We start from the raw sequence: 20431 nt of genomic DNA on the forward strand, positions 1-20431 counted from the left end.
CGAAATCGCACTTATTAAAAAGGGGGAATTGAGATTATGACACAATCTTTACAAATTTTTATGGAGTATAGAATAAAATCACAAATGGTAAACGAATATGAACAAGCTATGGAGCATATTATTGCGGAACTTCCAAACTTTGAAGCGTCAGAAATTCAGTGGTTTGTAGCGACCGATCAGCCGCATTTATATGTTGAGATGTTTAAAGTCCCAACTGAAGCTCATTATGTAGCGCTTAAGAAACTAAGACGAGATGAGGAGCATCATCTGTTTAGTAAAATTCATTCCATGGTTGAAGGTGGCAAAGAAAAAATTCATTGTTGGGCATTTCGTGCCAAGAAAGAAGTGTAATCTGGAGGTTAAAAGGTTGACAGAAATACTACAAGAATTTGACATAAAAGGTTTTCGAGATCAGTTAGTTTATTGGTTTGAAGAACATAAAAGAGATTTACCATGGAGAAGAACAAACGATCCGTATCGAATTTGGGTTTCAGAAATAATGCTTCAACAAACCCGTGTCGATACGGTTATTCCTTATTATAATAACTTTGTACAAAAATTTCCAACATTACAAGACCTAGCTTATGCTGAAGAACAGGATATTCTTAAGGCGTGGGAGGGGTTAGGCTACTATTCTCGGGTGAGAAATTTACAAACGGCTGTCCGTGAAGTTGTCGAGCACTATGGTGGCAAGGTGCCGGATACTATAAAAGAGATCAGCCAATTAAAAGGTGTAGGACCGTATACGGCCGGGGCCGTATTAAGTATTGCCTATCATAAACCAGAACCGGCTGTAGACGGGAATGTCATGCGGGTTATTTCAAGAGTTCTCTTAATTGAAGAAGATATTGGGAAAGCAAAAACGAGACCTATTTTTGAAAAAGCGTTAGCTAAGATGATTTCACCGGACAAGCCGTCTGAGTTTAATCAAGGATTAATGGAGTTGGGTGCATTAGTTTGTACACCGAAATCCCCTGGTTGTTTACTGTGTCCCGTTCGAGACCATTGTCGAGCTTATCATGCTGGTAAAGAGAAAAGCTTGCCCATTAAAGAAAAGAAAACAAAAGTTACAGTAAAAGACATGGCTGCAATTGTACTGCGAAATAAACAAGGGGAAGTTCTCATTCAACGTAGGCCAGATACAGGCCTGTTAGCAAAGCTGTGGCAGTTTCCGAATGTCGAAGTTACCAAAGGTGCAGACAGGCAAAAAGAATGTTTACAAGAATTTTTTCGTTCGGAACTCGAAATTTCTGTTAAAATAGAAGAACCAGTACAAAAAGTCGAACATGTTTTTTCACATCTCGTTTGGAACATCACGGTTTATGAGGGGACCCTTTTATCAGAAGATCATGTAAGTAGTGAAGATACGAGATGGGTAGATGGAAATTCGATTGAAAGCTATCCATTCCCGGTATCGCATCAGAAAATAATCGAACAGCAAATAAGAAGGTGAATGTTATGGATTTAAATCTCAGCAATAAAGTTGTACTAGTAACTGGGGGTTCCAAAGGAATTGGTAAAGCAATCGCCAAAGGATTTCTCGAAGAAGGCGCAAAAGTAGCGGTCATGGCTCGAGACGCTTCTGTTTTAAAAGAGGTAGAACAAGAATTAAGAGGTGTTGTAGGTATTTCAGCAGATCTAACAAATACTGCCGAACGTGAACAAGCTTTTAATCGGTTCCTATCCGAATTTGGAACGATCGATATTTTAATAAATAATGTCGGTGGAAGTAATGGATCAACCACAACAGAAACAGACTTAGCTTTGTTTGAAGAGGCGATGCAACTTAATTACTTTTCTGCGGTTCATTTTAGTAAATTAGCCTTACCAATTATGAAGAAACACCAATCAGGTGCAATCGTAAATATTTCATCTATATTTGGTAGGGAATCTGGCGGTAAACCGACATATAATAGTGCAAAGGCAGCAATGATCAGCTTTACAAAATCTCTTGCTGACGAAGTGATTAAAGAGGGTATTCGTGTCAACGGCGTAGCACCAGGTTCAATCCTCCATCCAACGGGAAATTGGCAAAGACGATTAGAGGAAGATCCAGAGAAAATTCAGCAGTTTATTGCGAATGAAATCCCGGCTGGTCGTTTTGGTTCGGTTGAAGAGGTTGCTAATACAGTTCTCTTTCTAGCGAGTGAAAAAGCATCATGGGTGGTTGGAGCTACGTTAAATGTTGATGGGGGTCAATCAAAATCGAATTTTTAAGGGGGAAATCCTATGTATTCAGACGAGCAGAAAAAAACGCTGTACGATGTGATTAAACGCCGTCGGGATGTAAGAACTTTTACAAGCCAAGCAGTTCCTGAAGAAGCGATCATGAACATTATTCAAGCGGGCCATGATGGACCATCGGTCGGCTTTATGCAACCGTGGAATTTTGTTATCATTCAATCTCAAGAAGTAAAAGAAAAGCTAGCTTGGGCAGCCAACAAGGAAAAAAGAGCCCTTGCGATTCATTATGAAGATAAAGATGAGAAGCATCAAAAATTTCTTGGATTAAAAGTACAAGGCTTAAAAGAAGCACCGATAACGATCTGTGTAACATGTGACCCAACGCGAGGCGGCTCACACGTGCTTGGAAGAAACTCAATTCCTGAAACGGACGTAATGTCTACAGCGTGCGCGATTCAAAACATGTGGCTTGCGGCTACTGTAGAAGGATTGGCCTTAGGTTGGGTCAGCTTTTACAAGAAAAACGATATTAGAGACATTTTAAATATTCCGCCACACATCGATCCAATTGCTCTGCTTTCCATTGGGTATACCGACAATTATCCTGAAAAACCAATTTTAGAAGCTGAAGGTTGGGAGAAAAGGCGCCAATTAGACGGACTTATTTTTGCAGAAAAATGGGGCAACAAAGTAGAATAGAAAACAACAGAAAAATAAGGGGGCATTTATATGCTATTAGAAAAAGGAAATGAGTATCCATACTCATCACAGAGAATGGTCACATACGGCAAAAAAGGAATGGTGGCAACTTCTCAACCACTTGCTGCCCAAGCAGGCCTAGACATCTTGAAAAAAGGTGGAAATGCAATTGATGCAGCAATCGCTACAGCAGCTTGTCTTACAGTAGTGGAACCTACATCCAATGGAATTGGTGGGGATGCATTTGCACTCGTCTGGACCAAGGGAAAATTACACGGGTTAAATGCAAATGGGCCGTCACCAAGCTCCATTTCTATCGAGGCAGTTAAAGAAAAAGGACATGAAGAAATTCCGAAATTTGGTTGGATTCCGGTTACGGTCCCAGGTGTACCTGCAGCGTGGGCGGAATTATCGGAAAAGTTCGGGAAATTACCTTTAAAAGAAGTACTTCAGCCAGCGATTGAGTATGCAGAAAACGGCTATCCGTTGTCTCCAGTGTTAGCTTATTTCTGGAAAGGTGCTTATAACAGCTACAAAAAACAATTAAATGGCGATGAATTCAAACATTGGTTTGAAACGTTCGCACCAGGTGGCAAGCCACCGGAAGTAGGCGAAGTTTGGTCATCGAAAGGTCACGCTGATACGCTAAGAGCCATTGCTGAAACGAATGCAAAAGATTTTTATGAAGGTGAACTTGCTGATAAGATTGATGCGTTCTCGAAACAATATGGCGGTTTTTTACGTAAAGAAGATTTACAAAACTATAAGCCTGAGTGGGTTGATCCTATTGGTGTGAACTACCGCGGCTACGACGTATGGGAAATTCCGCCGAGCGGTCAAGGACTCGTCGCACTGATGGCGTTAAATATCGCAAAAGGGTATGAGTTTTCTCATCGCGATAGTGTGGACACATTACATAAGCAAATAGAGGCAATGAAATTAGCGTTTGTCGATGGCATGAAGTATATTACTGAACCGAAGCATATGAAAACAACAGTGGACAAGCTGTTATCTGAAGAGTATACAAAAGCAAGAAGGGACCTAATCGGAGATGAGGCTTTATTACCTGAAGCCGGAGAACCACCTCGAGGTGGAACAGTATATCTAGCAACAGCCGATGAAGAAGGAAATATGGTTTCGTTCATTCAAAGTAATTACATGGGCTTTGGATCGGGTCTTGTGGTACCTGGCACTGGAATTGGACTGCAAAACCGTGGTCATAACTTTTCGATGGATCCAAACCATGATAACGCTCTTGCACCAAATAAAAAGACGTTCCATACCATTATTCCTGGCTTCTTAACAAAAGATAATGAAGCTGTCGGTCCGTTTGGAGTAATGGGAGGATTTATGCAACCACAAGGTCATATGCAAGTGGTTATGAATACAATTGATTTTAAATTAAACCCTCAAGCTGCTTTAGATGCACCGCGTTGGCAGTGGATGAAGGACAAGACTGTATTAGTAGAGCAATCGATGCCGAGTCATCTTGTCCAAGCGTTAGCCGCAAAAGGGCATCAAGTTCAGATTGCACCTCATTCCGGCAGCTTTGGCAGAGGACAAATTATTTGGCGTGATCCTAAAACCGGGGTTTTAGCAGGTGGAACCGAGATGCGAACAGATGGTGCAATTGCTGTCTGGTAAATAGAAAGGAAATCCAACATGAAATTACAGTGGGAATTATTTATTGCGTTTTTTAGAGTCGGGATTTTTGGTTACGGGGGTGGACCTGCGTCTATCCCTCTCGTTCAAAAAGAGGTTGTCGAGCGATATCAGTGGATGGATAATGACGAATTTGGAGACATCCTTGCCATTGGTAATACACTGCCAGGGCCGATTGCAACGAAAATGGCAGGTTATATCGGATACCGAGTTGGTGGCTACATTGGCATGGTAACTGCACTTATGGCATCCATTGTTCCGACCATTATCTTAATGATTGTATTTTTAACGTCCTTAGCCGCATATAAAGATCAATCCTGGGTTCAAGGCATGACACATGGTGTTCTTCCTGTAGTCGGTGTAATGATGGCTGTTTTAACTTGGCAATTTTTTGATAAAGGAAGAGAAGGTCTTGGCTGGGTAAAAACATCAGCGTTAGTTATCATATCTTTAATTATCATTGAGTTTTTAGGAATCCATCCTGGAATTGTCATAGCTATTCTCCTCACTTATGCACTAGTTGGCGGCAAGAAGAAATCTAGTGAGAAGGAGGGGGCATAACCATGATATATGTTGAAATATTTATCGCCTTCTTTATTCCAGGGATTATCGGCTATGGCGGCGGTCCAGCCTCCATTCCGCTCATTGAGCATGAAGTCGTTCATCGTTATGGTTGGATGACTGTTGACGAGTTTGGGGAAGTGTTAGCATTAGGTAACGCGTTGCCAGGCCCAATTGCAACAAAGATGGCAGGCTTCGTTGGTTATGAGCAAGGAGGAGTACTCGGTGCGATTGTCGGTGTCTTTGCTACTGTAGCACCATCTCTTGTCTTAATGATCGCATTACTGAGCCTCCTATACAAATTCCGTCATTCACCAAAAGTAAAAAAAATGACGATGCTCATCCGCCCAACGATCGCTGTATTATTAGGTGTACTAGCATATCGCTTCTTTGCTTCTTCTTACGAAGCAACAGGAGTATGGCAAACAGGTCTACTCATTGTTATTAGTTTATTACTTTTAGAAAAATGGAAGGTACACCCCGCACTTGTCATAGCCGGTGCATTAGTATATGGCGCAGTATTTTTAGGGTAAGGCACTTACGAGAAGTTCAAACCTAAATTGGCTTCAGCTGACTCAGAATTTTATTAAATGAAAAAGGTCGCATGTGTTGTTTAGTTTAAACATCACCATGCGACTTTTCTATTTTTATAGTCGAACTGAATAATAGGTACTGCATTTTGTTGGAAGAATGCTTACTCGTCGTTATCCATCAAATGGATTTCTTCTAATGCTTGTTTTGTCTTAGGTGTACCGAGCTCATAAATGGTACGGTACACTTGATTTAGCCCGCGTTGTGTCTCACGTCGATCCGCTTCTGTAAACTCTTCATTAAAATGTTTGAACGTAAAAAGGTCAGCTGCTTCAAGGTCGTGAGCTTGAACTTCTTGTAACAATTTTTGAAGGTCTCGGTATTGTTCGTCTGTGGCCTCAATTTCATATTCAATCATCTGACCGTCATGGACAGGTGTACGACTGATGTTGTCCATACTAATTGGATTTAAATTGACGTAGTAAATATCTTTTCCCATGAAAAAGACTCCCCCTTAACTTATTTATAAGATGTCTGGCTCCATCGGATCGAGGTCGCTTCGGATCATCAAATGTGTCTAAAGAGCAAGACACTTATTGTTGGTCCTTCAGCGCTTGTCGCCGATAAGCAGGCGCCTTCCGCTTTTCTTGTTAGGTTTTGCAAGAGGGAGGGTTTATAAACATTTTAAAACTTAATTAGAATATTTCCGCTAAAACTTTTACTTTCGATCGCTTCATGAGCTTTGGCGGCATCTTTGAAGTCGAACACTTTACCAATATGAGTTGATAATTTCTTTTGAGCAAAAAGCCTTGAGATTTCTTCACCCGCACTTTTTAATTCATGTGGTGGAGCCTTAAATAATAGTACACCTATTAACGATGCATTTTTCATATTTAAATAGCGCCACGGTAATGTCGGAGTATTATTTTTCGGTGAACCAATCGTAACAATTCGGCCCCCGTTTGCTAAGACTTCAAAATTAGTCTCCATGTTCTCACTTAATGAAACATCCAAAATGACGGGAACGCCTTCGTTGTTCGTCCATGCATTCACCTCATCGACTAAATTTGTTTCATTATAGAGCACCACTTTATCAGCACCAGCATTACTCGCAATGGTTGCTTTTTCAGCAGAACTTGCGGTTGCAATCACATTAGCCCCGTGTTGTTTGGCAAGCTGAACAGCAGCATTTCCAACCGCGCCAGCAGCCCCGTAAATCAGTACAGTCTCGCCGGCACTTAATTTTGCCCGGTTAAACAAAGATAAATAGGCAGTTACAAAAGCCATGGATAAAGCAGCACCGTCTTCTTCACTGAGATGACTTGCAAGTGGAAATACCTTATCTTCTGTTACCGAGACAAATTCAGCTGCCGTTCCTTTAATATTTGTTCCCCAAACACGGTCACCGACTTTCCACTTCGTTACATTGGGTCCTATTTCAACAATCGTTCCACCTAAGTCAAAATGCGGGATATATGGAAATTGGTCGACGGGACGGACCCCTGATCGAAAATATGTATCAACTGGATTCACGCCGCTTGCGCCTACTTTTACTAATACCTCACCTGGTTGTGGCGATGGTTTTTCAACCTCTATTATTTCAAGAACTTCTGGTCCGCCATGTTTCTGATAAGCTACTGCTTTCATTATTATTCCCTCCTATAAAATAGTTTTTAGCCGTTGGGCTGCTTCTTTTAATTTTTCTTCATTTTGTACTAAGGCAATCCGTACATATCCTTCTCCACCGGTACCAAATGCATTTCCTGGTGTCACAACAACGCCAGCATCTAATGCAGCGAGCGAAAACGACATGGAAGAATAGTGAGGAGGAACCTTAGCCCACACAAACATACCGCCATCGGGCCGACGGACGGTCCAACCAATTTCATTAAGTGCCTGAATTAAAACATTACGGCGTCGTTCATAGGTTTGACAATGTTCGTCTAGAAAAGTAAAGTCTCCTGTTAAAGCTTCCACTGCAGCATGCTGGACAGGTAAAAATACGCCATAGTCTAGATGTGATTTTAACACAGCAAGTGGTTGAAGAAAGCTTGGATCACCGATTACGTATCCTATTCTTGCTCCAGCCATATTAAAACTTTTCGATAAGGAATTAAACTCAATGGCTGTTTTTTCAGCTCCTGGAATCGAGAAAATACTTAATGGTTCTCTTCCATCAAAAAGAAGCTCAGAGTAAGCAAAATCATGCAGGATTAAAATATTATGATCAGAACCAAATTGAATTAATTTCTCAAAATAGCATTTATCTGCCAAGGCAGACGTTGGGTTCCCAGGATAGTTTGTAATCATTAGCTTTGCCCGTTTTCTAATATCAGCTGGAATTGCTTCAAGGTCCGGCATAAACTGGTTTTCTTCCGTTAAAGAAACATAATATAATTCAGCACCAGCAATATGTGCACAAGCTGAATAAATCGGATACCCTGGGTCAGGGACAATGATTACATCCCCTTCATCTAAGTAAGCTAAAGCGATATGAGCTAAACCATCTTGCGAGCCCATGAGTTGAAGAACACTGGACGGTTGAACTTCAACCCCATATCTTTCTTTATAAAAATAAACGACGGCTTCATTAAACGTTTGTGTGCTATTGATCGCATATTGATAAGAATGGTCACGAAGTACTTCTTCAGCAAAAATTTTTCGTACACTTTCTGGCGGCGGCTGATCAGGACTGCCGATACTTAAATCAATCATGTCTATGCCTTGACTCAGTTTCTCTCTTTTCCGTTCAGCCATTTCAGAAAAAACACTTGTAGTTAAATGGTCTAATCTCCGTGAAGGGTTAATCATTGTATCCTCCTCCAAAACATTCCTTTACAGAATATTCTATCGGAAATTATAGGGTTTGCCTATTTATATGGTTGAATTGAATTGAAATTTCTGCCCTCTTTTTAAGTGATGAGCTTGGGGAGAAGAGCATTAAGAAAGAGGACACAATTTGCACCCTGTGTCCTCTTTCATTACGGTAGAAGTTCAATTAATCATAATGAATTTGACTGCCATGCTCATAATCAGCTTCTTGTTTAAAACCGCCTCTATGTTCGATTTCTTTTATGATTTCACGATGAATGGTAACTCCTTCAGAATTTAAATATGGAGTCATTTGCTGTAAGCTTTTATGAAAATAAGCCAATTCCTTATCAGACCAATCTGTCTTAGACATCATTGAGAGTTCAGTCATGTCACGTCCTACGTACATACAGAGTGTCCCCCTTATTTAATGATACTTATAGTGTTTGTGAGCAGCCCTCGTCTTATGCTTGACAACGGATTGAATAGTTGGTGGAGAAACTTCATTTTTTTGTAAAATTTTTTTTGGATAAAGTGTTAAAGTTCAGGACAATCTAACTTCTGTGGAGGTGATACTCATGAATAACAACCAACAAAACCAAGCTTCAAAAACAAACGCTCAACAGGTGAGACAGCAAAACGCTGCTTCAGCTCAAGGGCAAAGCTACAACACTGAATTTGCTAGTGAAACTGATGTACAAGAAGTACGTCAGCAAAACCAGCAATCAGCGGCACGTAAGCAACAAGCTTCTTCAAACCAACAAGGTCAATAATTATTATTGACGCCAGGCACTTTCTGAGAGACGTTCAGAAAGTGCCTTTTTTATGTTTAAGTGGGTGGAAATGTTTTTTATGGCATAAACCATTTACTGGATGAATGCTGATGAAGAGGTCCATGAATGAGTTTAATTAAAGTAAATACCATTAAATGTATTAATTATTAGCTAGGCATATATTTAGATTTATAAACTTACAGTAAATGTAATAATTATTATCTAAACAGATACTTAGGTTAAATAATTTACAATAAATGTAATAACAATCATCTAAAAAGATATTTAGATTAAATAATTTACAATAAATGTAATATTTTCGTACTAAACAGGGATTTAGATCAATTATTTTCCACATCCTAGTAATTATGAGGTCTAAATGCGTACTTAGGTTGTTTTTTTACCATTATAAGTAAAATTCTTGTCCTAAACCTCGCTTGAAGCTTGCTTTTACATAATAAGGTCGATCAGCACCGTTTCAAACCGTATCAACCAGCCTCACTCCCACCCCGTCTAATCAAGCAATTTGGTCTAAAAGTTATTTCTTCAAAGCAAATCGGAAAGAAAAAAATGGTTATTCATTTTAAAATAAATTTGAAAAATGTATAATAATATAGATAAAACTTTTTTGTGGCGTAAACAGTGAACCGTTTTGATAGTTTTCTTAGGGGGAAGGAGAAAACGTATGTTCTGGAAAAGGAAACGTAAAAAGGAGGAAGAAGAAAGAAATCAACAAGAGATTGATGTTTCAATTGATGAAGTAAGACAGGCAATCAAGCAATGTGCAAGTGATATGCCAATGGGAATTTCGTTACGATCGTTAGTGAACGAGGATCATTCCATTAACTTTAAATTACTAAAAAATATTCTAAAAGGCATACCTAAGCAAAAATTTTACATGTCAAAAGAGACGTTTGAAGTATTTGAAGACGCTGAAAAGGCAAAAACAATTGATAAAGTACAAATTGCTGTCGATCAATATATAAGCGAGAAAAATGAGATCCCGGTTATGCCTGGAGATCCAACATTTCGAATTAGTTACTTTCTAATTAAGGAATATATACATCATGAGCAGCCAGATTACCCGTTATATATCGATCCTAACGACCGTTTAGTTACACACCGGCGTCCAAATCAGTAAGCGAGAAAGGAGTAATCCATGGATTTCCCCAAGACTGGAAGTGTTATTCAAATCCAGAGTTACAAGCATAATGGCTTCATTCATCGCGTCTGGGAAGAAACTGTGGTACTAAAGGGGACGTCAAAAGTAGTAATTGGTGGTAATGACCGTATTTTAGTTAAGGAAGCAGATGGTCGCCAGTGGCGGACACGTGAGCCGGCTATATGTTATTTTGATGCAAATCATTGGTTTAATACAATTGGTATGATCAGATCCGACGGGATTTACTATTACTGCAATTTAGGCTCCCCTTTTACATGGGATGAAGAAGCGTTAAAGTATATTGATTATGATCTAGATATTAAAGTTTATCCTGATATGACGTATAAGCTTTTAGATGAAGATGAATACGAAGTGCATCGAAAGCAAATGAAATACCCTGACCAAATCGATCATATACTAGAGCGAAATGTAGAAGAGCTCATCTCATGGATCCATCAACGCAAGGGGCCATTTGCACCTCAATTCGTTGAAATGTGGTACGAGCGCTTTTTACAATATCGGCTATAGAGGCTGACTCATAAGTATCTGTTCTCCTCATATTGTGATATATAGGGTGTCCCATAAAAGGGTGACACTCTGTACATCTTAATAAGGTGTAACAGATACTTGTCATTGAGTCTGCCTTTTTTATCATGGTTTAGCTGGCACTAAGATGCCCACTTTAAGCGTTGAAGGAAAAAAGGCTTAGTGGCAGGCGATTGAGCAGGAAGGTGCCTAGAGCTAGAAATCTTCAAAGGTTTTTTGCTTTTTCCTTTTTGGCCTACAGGATTGAAATGGCGGACTCAGAGGCCGTTATTTCGATTAAAAGCTGTTAATTGATTAGTTTATAGGACTGAGAAGCTCTTATTTACCATTTTCGGGTGGTTTCTTCGTGTTTTTATTGAAAATAAGGTCCTCTGAGTCCACTAAACCCTAAAACAAAGGCTATTTTGTTAGAATAAGGTCCTCTGAGTCCGTTAAAAAATGAGCTAGTGTAAAAACAGAAGTTTCGGGATTGTCGGGCTTTCGCCTAGCCATAGCAAGGCTACCATTAACAAGGTTAAATGCTAATGCTGGAACTAGCACCAAAACACCTGACTTTACTTCAGCACGTAAACATAATGAATATATGGGGGGATCGATCTGACCTCTATAAGAAGATATTTAAAATTTGTAAAGCCGTATTGGAAGATTGTTGTAGTTGCTGTTTGTATCGGCATCTTTAAATTTGGGATACCGCTTTTAACACCGCTAATTGTAAAGTATGTTATTGATGACATTGTATTAGCGGAAACATTATTACAAGATGAAAAAATCACAAAATTACTTTGGTTAATGGGTATTATGTTCTTCGTTTTCGTAGTTGTGCGGCCGCCCATTGAGTACTATCGTCAATACTATGCGCAATGGATTGGAAGTAAAGTATTATATGATATCCGTAAAAAACTGTTTTCACATATTCAAAAATTAAGTCTCCGTTACTATTCCAACCGAAAAGTCGGGGAAATTATCTCGAGAGTCATTCATGATGTTGAGCAAACAAAAAACTTCGTCATCACAGGCTTGATGAATATTTGGCTTGATTTATTTACTATATTAATAGCACTGGCGATCATGTTTACAATGAGCCCATGGTTAACGTTAGTTGCGATATGTATGTTCCCGTTTTATGGTTTCTCAATTAAATATTTCTACTCTCGTTTAAGGCACTTAACACGGGTACGCTCTCAAGCGTTAGCCGAAGTTCAAGGTCACCTTCATGAGAGAATTCAGGGCATGAATGTAATTAAAAGCTTTGCTTTAGAAAATTACGAGAAAGAGCAGTTTGCAAATCGAAATGGACACTTTCTCGAGAGAGCCCTTGATCATACTCGCTGGAATGCGAAGACCTTTGCGGTGGTTAACACGATAACGGACGTTGCGCCGCTTCTTGTCATACTTGTTTCGGGTTATTTTGTCATCACTGGACGGTTAGAAATTGGAGCGATGGTGGCTTTTGTGATGTATATGGAGCGCTTGTATAATCCTCTTAGAAGACTTGTTAATTCTTCGACTACGTTAACTCAATCGATTGCTTCAATGGACCGTGTATTTGAATTTTTAGATGAGAAGTATGACATTGTAGATCTTGAAAATGCTAAGCCTCTAAAATATGTAAAGGGCGATATTTCTTTTAAAAATGTAACCTTCCGTTATGATGAAGACAGTTTAACAGTTATAAAAGATTTTAATTTGGAAGTAAAAGCTGGAGAGACGATCGCCTTCGTTGGAATGAGTGGCGGGGGTAAAAGTACAATCATTAGTTTAATACCGAGATTTTATGATGTAACAGAAGGTTCCATTGAAATTGACGGTTATGATATTCGAAATTACGAAGTTCAAAGTATTCGAGATAAAATAGGCATGGTGTTGCAAGATAATATCCTGTTTAGTGACACAATAAAGATGAATATTTTGATGGGAAATCCGAGTGCTTTCGACGATGAAGTCATCGCTGCAGCTATGGCAGCTAATGCCCATGATTTTATTATGAATTTACCTAATGGATACGATACTGAAGTAGGTGAACGAGGAGTTAAGCTGTCAGGCGGGCAAAAACAACGGATTGCAATTGCGAGAGTTTTTCTAAAAAATCCACCTATATTAATATTCGATGAAGCCACATCAGCACTCGACCTAGAAAGTGAACACTACATTCAAGAAGCTTTAGAAATCTTAGCAAAAAACCGGACGACATTTATTGTGGCCCATCGACTGTCTACGATTACTCATGCTGACCGAATTGTCGTTGTAGAGGATGGAAGAATTGCTGAAATCGGTACACATGATGAGCTAATGAAAAAGGACGGAAGCTACAAACGGCTTTTTGAAGTCCAGCAGTTGAACTAGAAAGAACATGATCTTTAAATTATAGTAACTAGAGCTTGAAGTAAAAAAAAGGAATTGAAATTGAAGAAGCCGATTATGGCTTCTTTTATTTTTTTTAGAAGACAAATTTCTACTTGTTGCACGCATTGCGCAAACACTTGCGCAATGCTAAAAAAAATCACCCTTTCTTAGGTAAAAAACTTTCAATGAAACAATGTCATTTTATTGTTAGTGGCAAAAAAGTTAATAAGTTTATAAAGTTTGGAAATAAAATACAAAATAGAGGGCGTTATAGACTAGTCATACTATTGATTCAGTCGATTTAATAGTATTTAAGCTCTACCAACTATTAATAAAAAAGTCTATCTTTTTGGTCATTGTTTAAAAGGGGTTTTCATAGTAACTTTTAAATAAGGAAAGCGCTTGCATTTGTGTTATGGAATTTTGAGTATTCCTTAACTTTTTTTATCTTTAATTTGTGCAAACGTTTTTACATAATGAGGAAGGGGAGTAGAAATAATGGTTAAAAGGAAAAAACAAAGAAGTATTTCTATCTTTTTAGTTTTCCTAATGGTATTCAGCCTTTTAACTGGAGCGTTTCCAGCGGTTGCTGCAGGGACAAATGACACAATAAAAAGCCCGGTAGTCGACAAAAAAGGGAACGTTACTTTTAATGCTGAACACGAGGGGGACAACCTTTATGTAGTTGGAAGTATTAATGAGTGGGACGTTGCAAACGCAGTTCTTATGAAAAAGCAAAATGGCATTTTTTCTACAACGTTAAACTTAAGTCCTAATAAATACGAATACAAATATACATTAGCTCAAAATTGGGATGAGGGTGACTTCATTGATCCATTAAACCCTCACAGTGAAGGTGGAAATTCCATTCTTTACGTACCAGGGGTTAAGGTAGATCAAATTCCTAGCTCTTTAGAACAAGGTAGTGAAACAACCTTAAAAGGAAGCTTTATCGATGAAGTTGGAGGAACTACTGAAGTAACTCCAAACTGGTCATTAGTTACATCGGTTGAAGGTGTTGAATTAACAGGTAATGTTTTAACCGTTGCAAGTGATGCTGAAGCTGGAAAAACGTTTAGAATTCAGGCGGAACATGATGGCTATGTGTCCGAAAGAGAAGTCACAATCGTTAGTGGTTTAAATGAATTTATCATTAACTACTATCGTCATGATGGCAAGGCAATAGATTGGAATATGTGGATTTTTGGAGCAGGACTAAATGGCGCTGCTTATGATTTCCAAGCTTTAGATGGTGAGTTTGCCCAAGGCTCATATCAGTTTGTGCAAGATGAGATTTCTGTCATCACTAGACTTGGCAATTGGGAAAGCGAAGAAATGCGCAGAACCATTAAGATGCCTCAAGGTGAAAGCCAGGTGGAAGTATGGTTAGTTCAAGGAGATGACCAAGTCTACTATGAGAAACCAAGCTTGACAGCGGATCCTTATCAACCTCCAACTGTACGTTTTGTTTACGAAAGAGAAAACAAAGATTATACTGATTGGAATATTTGGGTTTGGAATACAGGTGCCAAAAATGGCCAAATTGACTTTGATGAAGTAAGTGATGTCGCGACTGCGAATATTGAAGTTGGAAAAACAACAAGGAACATGGGCTTTAAACTACGTAAAGGCACAGACTGGAGTGTCGTTGATGTAGATGAAGACCGCTCGATCCAAATTAGTCCGACTGAAAAGCTGACGAAAGTTTACGTAAAAGAAGGTAAATTAGAATTCTTTACGGTTCCTTTCGCGCAAGCTCCTTCTATCGAACAAGGTAATGTAACTTTCTTCTATCGTGATGCTGATCTTTATAAACAGGATGCAATGAACACGATTGACTCTGTACAAGTGAAGCTTGATGGAAAAGTTCATGATATGACTTTTGAAGAAAAGAATGAGCGTTTTATCTTCACATATGAAAATCTCGAAGAAGGAACGTATGAGTATACGTATCTCGTAACAAAAGATGGTGTTACGACAGAAATTACTGATCCTTATAACACCAATGCGGATGGAAAATCAATGATTGATCTTTCGTCGGTCACAATAGAAATAACGACAGAAGTAACACCAAACTCGATTAACTATAATCAAAATGCAGTACTAGCTTTAGAGGTTAAAGATCAAGATGGTAACGATGCTAATCTTGAAGCAATTAGAGAAATGTATGTTGATCTTTCTACTCTAGGTGGGAAAAAACGTACAACAATTGATCCAGAATTGAAAGCGATTACGATTGCTGTAAGAGACAATGTATCTGCTGGTACGAAGACCTTGCCAATTACAGTAGTCGATGTATATGGGAATACCCATAGTGGAGAAACGGAAGTTCATATCGAGCCTCGTGAGTTCTTAAACGAAGGTGACTTTGATTGGGATGAAGCTCGTATTTACTTTATGCTGACAGACCGTTTTGCTGATGGCGATGAAACAAATAATGTTCATTACGGGTATGATCCAAACAATCGAGGATCTTATCAAGGCGGGGATTTCAAAGGAATTACTAGTAATCTAGATTACCTTGATAATTTAGGAATCAATACTATTTGGATTACACCGATTGTAGAAAATGTCTATCATAACGTCGCTTACAATGACTCTAATGCAGCGATCCCTTATTACGGGTATCACGGTTACTGGGCATTAGATTTTGAAAAGCTTAACCCACATTTAGGAACGTTAGCAGATTTCCATGAGTTAATTGATGCTGCTAGTGATCGTGGCATTAAGATCATGGTTGACGTCGTATTAAACCATACAGGTTACGGATTAAAACTGGAAAATGGGAATGAAAAGAACCCGCCGAATGGTTTTCCTTCAGATGAAGACCGTCAAAAGTATGCAGACATGCTTCGTCAAGATGGTGGCGGCGGTGATGCAGTAACTGGTGAACTTGCAGGACTTCCTGATTTGATTACGGAGGACCCAGCTGTTCGTGAGCAAATCGTCGATTGGCAAGTAGGTTGGTTACAAAAAGCCACCACACCTAATGGAAATACAATTGATTATTTCCGTGTCGATACCGTCAAGCATGTTGAAGATACGACTTGGATGCACTTTAAAAACGAATTAACACTTGCTAAGCCTGAATTTAAGATGATTGGTGAAGCATGGGGGGCAGGGGCGAATAATCAATATACCGAACAATATTTAAATTCAGGAATGATGGACTCTCTATTAGACTTTGATTTTAAATATATTGCACGTGACTTAGTAAACGGGCAAATCGAGTCGGTGAATCGAAGAATTAAAGACAGAAATGACAGCATTAACAACAGTGCAACGTTAGGACAATTTTTAGGAAGTCACGATGAGGATGGTTTCCTACATCTTATCAATGACCAGGATACTAGTAAGTTGAAAGTAGCGGCAGCACTGCAAATTACGTCTAAAGGTCAACCGGTCATTTACTACGGTGAAGAACTAGGGTTATCTGGCAAGGATAACTGGCCGCATTATGATAATCGTTACAACTTCCCGTGGGATGAAGTAGAAGGAAACGATGTTCATGAACATTATCAAAAACTACTTAATATTCGTGGAGATTATTCACAAGTATTCTCAAAAGGTAGTCATGAACTAGTTAAAGGTAATAATGCTTCAGGTCATATGATTTTTAAGAGAAGTTATGAAGGCGAAACAGCCCTAGTAGGAATTAATACAAAAAAAGAGGCAGCAGAAGTAACGATTGCAGTTCCTTTTAAAGCAGGAGAAACGGTAGTAGACGTTTATAACAACACGACACTGACTGTTGGTAGTGATAAGACAGTTACATTAACTCTTCCAGGGCGTGAAGACGGAGGTACTTTTGTCATCGTATCTAGTGAAAAAGATGACGAGAGCGAAATTACAGTTCCGCCAATCGCAAACGATACACTTCGTATCCACTATCAACGAACAGACAATAACTTTAAAGATTTAGGTTTATGGTTATGGCATGATGTGGCATCACCTTCTGAAAACTGGCCAGCTGGAGGAACTCCTTTTGTAGAAGGTCAACGTACATCATATGGAGCCTATGTGGATATTCCAATTAAAAGGGATGCTCAAAAGATCGGTTTTCTCGTATTAAATACGAAGAACGGTGATAAAGACGGCGATGATAAACTAGTCGAACTCTTCTCTCCAGAAATCAATGAAGTTTGGATTAAACAAGGTTCAGATCAAGTATTTATCGTCGAGCCTATTGAGCTTCCAGAAAACACACTACGTATCCACTATGAAAGAACAGATAAAAACTACGACGGCTGGGGCACGTGGTTATGGGGAGATGTAGCTTCTCCTTCAAGTACTTGGCCAAGTGATGCAGTAGATGCAGCAGGTGTAGGTAAGTACGGTGCTTACTATGATGTGAAATTAACAGAGGCAGCAAAAGAAATTGGTTTCCTTTTTGTTAATAAAGCAAGTGGTGCACAAACAGGTGATTACAAGTTCTCACAACTAGAATACAATCAAATTTTTATTAAAGACGGTGACGACCAAGTGTATACTAACCCATTCGGTTCGATTCCGGTTACATTACTCTCAGGTGAAGTGCTATCTGACTCGAAAATCCAACTTCGTTTTTCTAAAACAGAAGGATTAGTAGAAGCAGATTTGAAAGAAGAGATCGAAGTAGTAGATCGTAATGATCAAGTGGTAAATATTGATGGCATTTCGATTAAAGACGATAGTATCGTTGAGCTAAATGGAGCATTTGACTTAGAGGTTCTTCCATTCACGATCACATATGGTGAACGTACGATTACAGTTGCTGGTGGTTGGAGAATGATCGATGAGATGTTTAGTTATGACGGTGAGTTAGGAGCAACGTTACATGAAGATGGAACAGCGACGTTAAAGCTTTGGTCACCGAAAGCAGATAATGTTTCAATTGTTCTTTATGATAACAAAGATCAATTTAAAGTAGTAAAAGAAGACATCCCGATGACGTTAGGTGATCGTGGAGTATGGCAAGTCACGTTAAACAAAGAGAACACAGGAAAAGATAGCTTAAGAGGTTTCTATTATCATTATGCAATTACACATGGGGATGAAACGAAACTAGCGCTTGATCCTTATGCGAAGTCAATGGCAACTTGGGCAAATCCAGAAAAGGGTGGCAAATACTCTATAGGAAAAGCGGCGATAGTAGATCCTTCTTCTGTTGGACCTGCGTTAGATTTTGCTAACATTGATGGCTTTGAAAAACGAGAAGATGCGATCATTTACGAAGTGCATGTAAGAGATTTTACATCTGATCCAAGCATTGAAAAACAATTAAAGGCCGATTTCGGTACGTTTAAAGCGTTAATTGATAAGCTCGATTATATTGAAGCTTTAGGTGTGACGCACATTCAGCTTTTACCAGTAATGAGCTATTTCTTCGGTAATGAATGGGAAAGAACCATTAGAGAGATGGAGTATTCATCAACAGGTAACAATTACAACTGGGGCTATGACCCACATAGTTACTTCTCACTTACGGGCATGTACTCAGAAAATCCGGATAACCCGGAAAAACGAATTGAAGAGTTCAAAATGTTAATTGATGAAATTCATAGCCGTGGTATGGGAGTTGTACTTGATGTGGTTTACAACCACACAGCGCGCGTTGATATTTTCGAAGATTTAGTTCCTAACTATTATCACTTTATGGATGCGGATGGTACACCGAGAACGAGTTTTGGTGGTGGTCGTTTAGGGACAACGCATGAAATGGCACGTAGAATTTTAGTTGATTCGATTTTATATTGGGTCGATGAGTTTAAAGTAGACGGGTTCCGCTTTGATATGATGGGCGACCATGATGCAGAAAGTATTCAGATCGCTTATGATCGAGCAAAAGAACTGAATCCGAACATTATTATGATTGGTGAAGGTTGGAGAACGTTTGTTGGTGATGAGGGAGATCCTGTAATGGCAGCGGACCAAGACTGGATGCAACATACAGAAAGTGTCGGAGTATTCTCTGATGATTTCCGTAATGAATTAAAATCTGGTTTTGGTAGTGAAGGTCAGCCTCGTTTCATTACAGGTGGTGCAAGAAGCATTCAGCAAATCTTTGATAACGTTGCAGCAAACCCGCATAATTTTGTTGCAACCCACCCTGGAGATGTCGTTCCTTATATTGAAGCACATGATAACTTAACGTTACATGATGTAATTGCGCAATCAATTAAAAAAGACCCTGAGTTCCATCAAGAAGAAATTCATCAGAGAATTCGTTTAGGGAACTTAATGGTTTTAACTGCTCAAGGAACAGCCTTTATCCATGCTGGACAAGAGTTTGGACGTACGAAACAGTTTAGAGCTGAAACGTCAGAAGCGCCGTACAAATCAACTTATATGACAGATGAAAATGGTAAGCCATTTGTTTACCCGTACTTCATCCATGATTCGTATGATTCTTCAGACCGAATTAATATGATTGATTGGGAAATGGCAACAAATGCAGAAAAGTACCCAATTAATAATTTAACTCGTGAGTATACAACTGGTTTAATTGAACTGCGTCGTTCGAGCGATGCCTTTAGATTAGGTACGATGGACGAAGTAAATGCGAATGTCTCGTTAATTAATGCTCCAGAAATGAATGAGAGAGATTTAATTATCGGCTATCAAACCGTTTCTTCTAATGGATCTGAGACGTACTACGTGTTCGTAAATGCTGATAGTAAGGAACGTACACTTACATTAGCAGATATTGATCTTACAGAAGGTAGTGTCATTGTTGACGGTAATGAAGCAGGTACTACAGAAGTCACTGAGCCTAATGGTTTTAACCTTTCTGCTGACCATATTACACTAGATGCTTTAACAGCTGTTGTTGTTAAGATCAGTGATGAAGAGGTTGAAGAACCAACTCATCCTGGCAAAGGAAAAGGTAAGGAAAAAGGAAAAGGAAATAGCCAAGGAAATGACAAAGGGAAGGACAACAATAAGCAAGGAAAAGGAAATCCAGGTCATTCCCCTAAAAAGTCAAATGATGGTGCTACTCACCCGAGAATGAATAGTGGTAAGGACACGTTTCCTCCAGCAAACGGTAAAGGTGCGGCAAACGGAGTGTTACCAGCATTCTTTAATCCATCTCCTTGGCAAATGAATTTTAATTACCAGTAATCATTAAGTTCATAGCGCCTATTGATTGACAGGAATTTAAATTATAAAGTAAAAAACC

16 protein-coding genes are annotated in these 20431 nt (G+C 39.1%); 12 read left to right on the forward strand and 4 right to left on the reverse strand.

Going from position 1 to position 20431, the window contains the following annotated elements:
* The first annotated feature begins 36 nt into the window (after positions 1–36).
* From AC2VNP_RS08410 to AC2VNP_RS08440, 7 genes are read left to right on the forward strand one after another with little or no spacing between them, the layout of a single operon-like run.
* On the forward strand, positions 37–351 hold the full coding sequence (locus AC2VNP_RS08410; protein WP_275119463.1) for a hypothetical protein: 315 nt from the start codon (positions 37–39) through the stop codon (positions 349–351).
* 16 nt (positions 352–367) lie between these two features.
* Positions 368–1453 (forward strand): A/G-specific adenine glycosylase, encoded by a 1086-nt coding sequence (mutY, locus tag AC2VNP_RS08415; protein ID WP_486916894.1) that lies wholly within the window; start codon positions 368–370, stop codon positions 1451–1453.
* 5 nt (positions 1454–1458) lie between these two features.
* Positions 1459–2217 carry an SDR family NAD(P)-dependent oxidoreductase gene (locus AC2VNP_RS08420; RefSeq protein WP_486916895.1) on the forward strand — a complete coding sequence of 253 codons (759 nt, stop codon included), beginning with the start codon at positions 1459–1461 and terminating at the stop codon, positions 2215–2217.
* 12 nt (positions 2218–2229) lie between these two features.
* Complete coding sequence (bluB, locus tag AC2VNP_RS08425; protein WP_486916896.1) at positions 2230–2883, forward strand: 5,6-dimethylbenzimidazole synthase; 654 nt, start codon at positions 2230–2232, stop codon at positions 2881–2883.
* 30 nt (positions 2884–2913) lie between these two features.
* On the forward strand, positions 2914–4527 hold the full coding sequence (locus tag AC2VNP_RS08430) for a gamma-glutamyltransferase family protein (RefSeq protein ID WP_486916897.1): 1614 nt from the start codon (positions 2914–2916) through the stop codon (positions 4525–4527).
* Positions 4528–4545: 18 nt separating this feature from the next.
* Positions 4546–5106: a chromate transporter gene (locus tag AC2VNP_RS08435; protein ID WP_486916898.1), complete on the forward strand. Its 561-nt coding sequence runs from the start codon at positions 4546–4548 to the stop codon at positions 5104–5106.
* A 2-nt stretch (positions 5107–5108) separates the two neighbouring features.
* Positions 5109–5639: a chromate transporter gene (locus AC2VNP_RS08440; protein WP_275119468.1), complete on the forward strand. Its 531-nt coding sequence runs from the start codon at positions 5109–5111 to the stop codon at positions 5637–5639.
* A 161-nt stretch (positions 5640–5800) separates the two neighbouring features.
* On the opposite strand, the gene AC2VNP_RS08445 is transcribed toward AC2VNP_RS08440, so the two are convergent.
* From AC2VNP_RS08445 to AC2VNP_RS08460, 4 genes are all read right to left on the reverse strand, one after another.
* Complete coding sequence (locus AC2VNP_RS08445) at positions 5801–6136, reverse strand: hypothetical protein (RefSeq protein ID WP_486916899.1); 336 nt, start codon at positions 6134–6136, stop codon at positions 5801–5803.
* Positions 6137–6321: 185 nt separating this feature from the next.
* Positions 6322–7284, reverse strand: a complete 963-nt coding sequence (locus AC2VNP_RS08450) for an NADPH:quinone reductase (protein WP_486916900.1) — start codon at positions 7282–7284, stop codon at positions 6322–6324.
* A gap of 12 nt (positions 7285–7296) precedes the next feature.
* Positions 7297–8448: an LL-diaminopimelate aminotransferase gene (locus tag AC2VNP_RS08455; protein WP_486916901.1), complete on the reverse strand. Its 1152-nt coding sequence runs from the start codon at positions 8446–8448 to the stop codon at positions 7297–7299.
* Positions 8449–8635: 187 nt separating this feature from the next.
* Positions 8636–8857, reverse strand: coding sequence for a cytosolic protein (locus AC2VNP_RS08460; protein ID WP_275119472.1), 222 nt, complete (start codon positions 8855–8857; stop codon positions 8636–8638).
* A gap of 169 nt (positions 8858–9026) precedes the next feature.
* On the opposite strand from AC2VNP_RS08460, the gene AC2VNP_RS08465 reads away from it, so the two are divergent.
* The 5 genes from AC2VNP_RS08465 to AC2VNP_RS08485 all read left to right on the forward strand — a co-directional run bounded on the left by AC2VNP_RS08465 (position 9027) and on the right by AC2VNP_RS08485 (position 20373).
* Complete coding sequence (locus tag AC2VNP_RS08465; protein ID WP_486916902.1) at positions 9027–9221, forward strand: gamma-type small acid-soluble spore protein; 195 nt, start codon at positions 9027–9029, stop codon at positions 9219–9221.
* Positions 9222–9906: 685 nt separating this feature from the next.
* On the forward strand, positions 9907–10362 hold the full coding sequence (locus tag AC2VNP_RS08470; protein ID WP_486916903.1) for a DUF3939 domain-containing protein: 456 nt from the start codon (positions 9907–9909) through the stop codon (positions 10360–10362).
* Between the two features lie 18 nt (positions 10363–10380).
* On the forward strand, positions 10381–10911 hold the full coding sequence (gene ntdP / locus AC2VNP_RS08475) for a nucleoside tri-diphosphate phosphatase (RefSeq protein ID WP_486916904.1): 531 nt from the start codon (positions 10381–10383) through the stop codon (positions 10909–10911).
* A 615-nt stretch (positions 10912–11526) separates the two neighbouring features.
* A complete protein-coding gene (locus AC2VNP_RS08480; RefSeq protein ID WP_486916917.1) occupies positions 11527–13272 on the forward strand; it encodes an ABC transporter ATP-binding protein in 1746 nt (581 codons plus the stop codon).
* A gap of 498 nt (positions 13273–13770) precedes the next feature.
* Positions 13771–20373, forward strand: coding sequence for a pullulanase (locus AC2VNP_RS08485; protein ID WP_486916905.1), 6603 nt, complete (start codon positions 13771–13773; stop codon positions 20371–20373).
* Positions 20374–20431 lie beyond the last annotated feature (58 nt).

Source organism: Alkalihalobacterium sp. TH-98 (assembly GCF_057473385.1).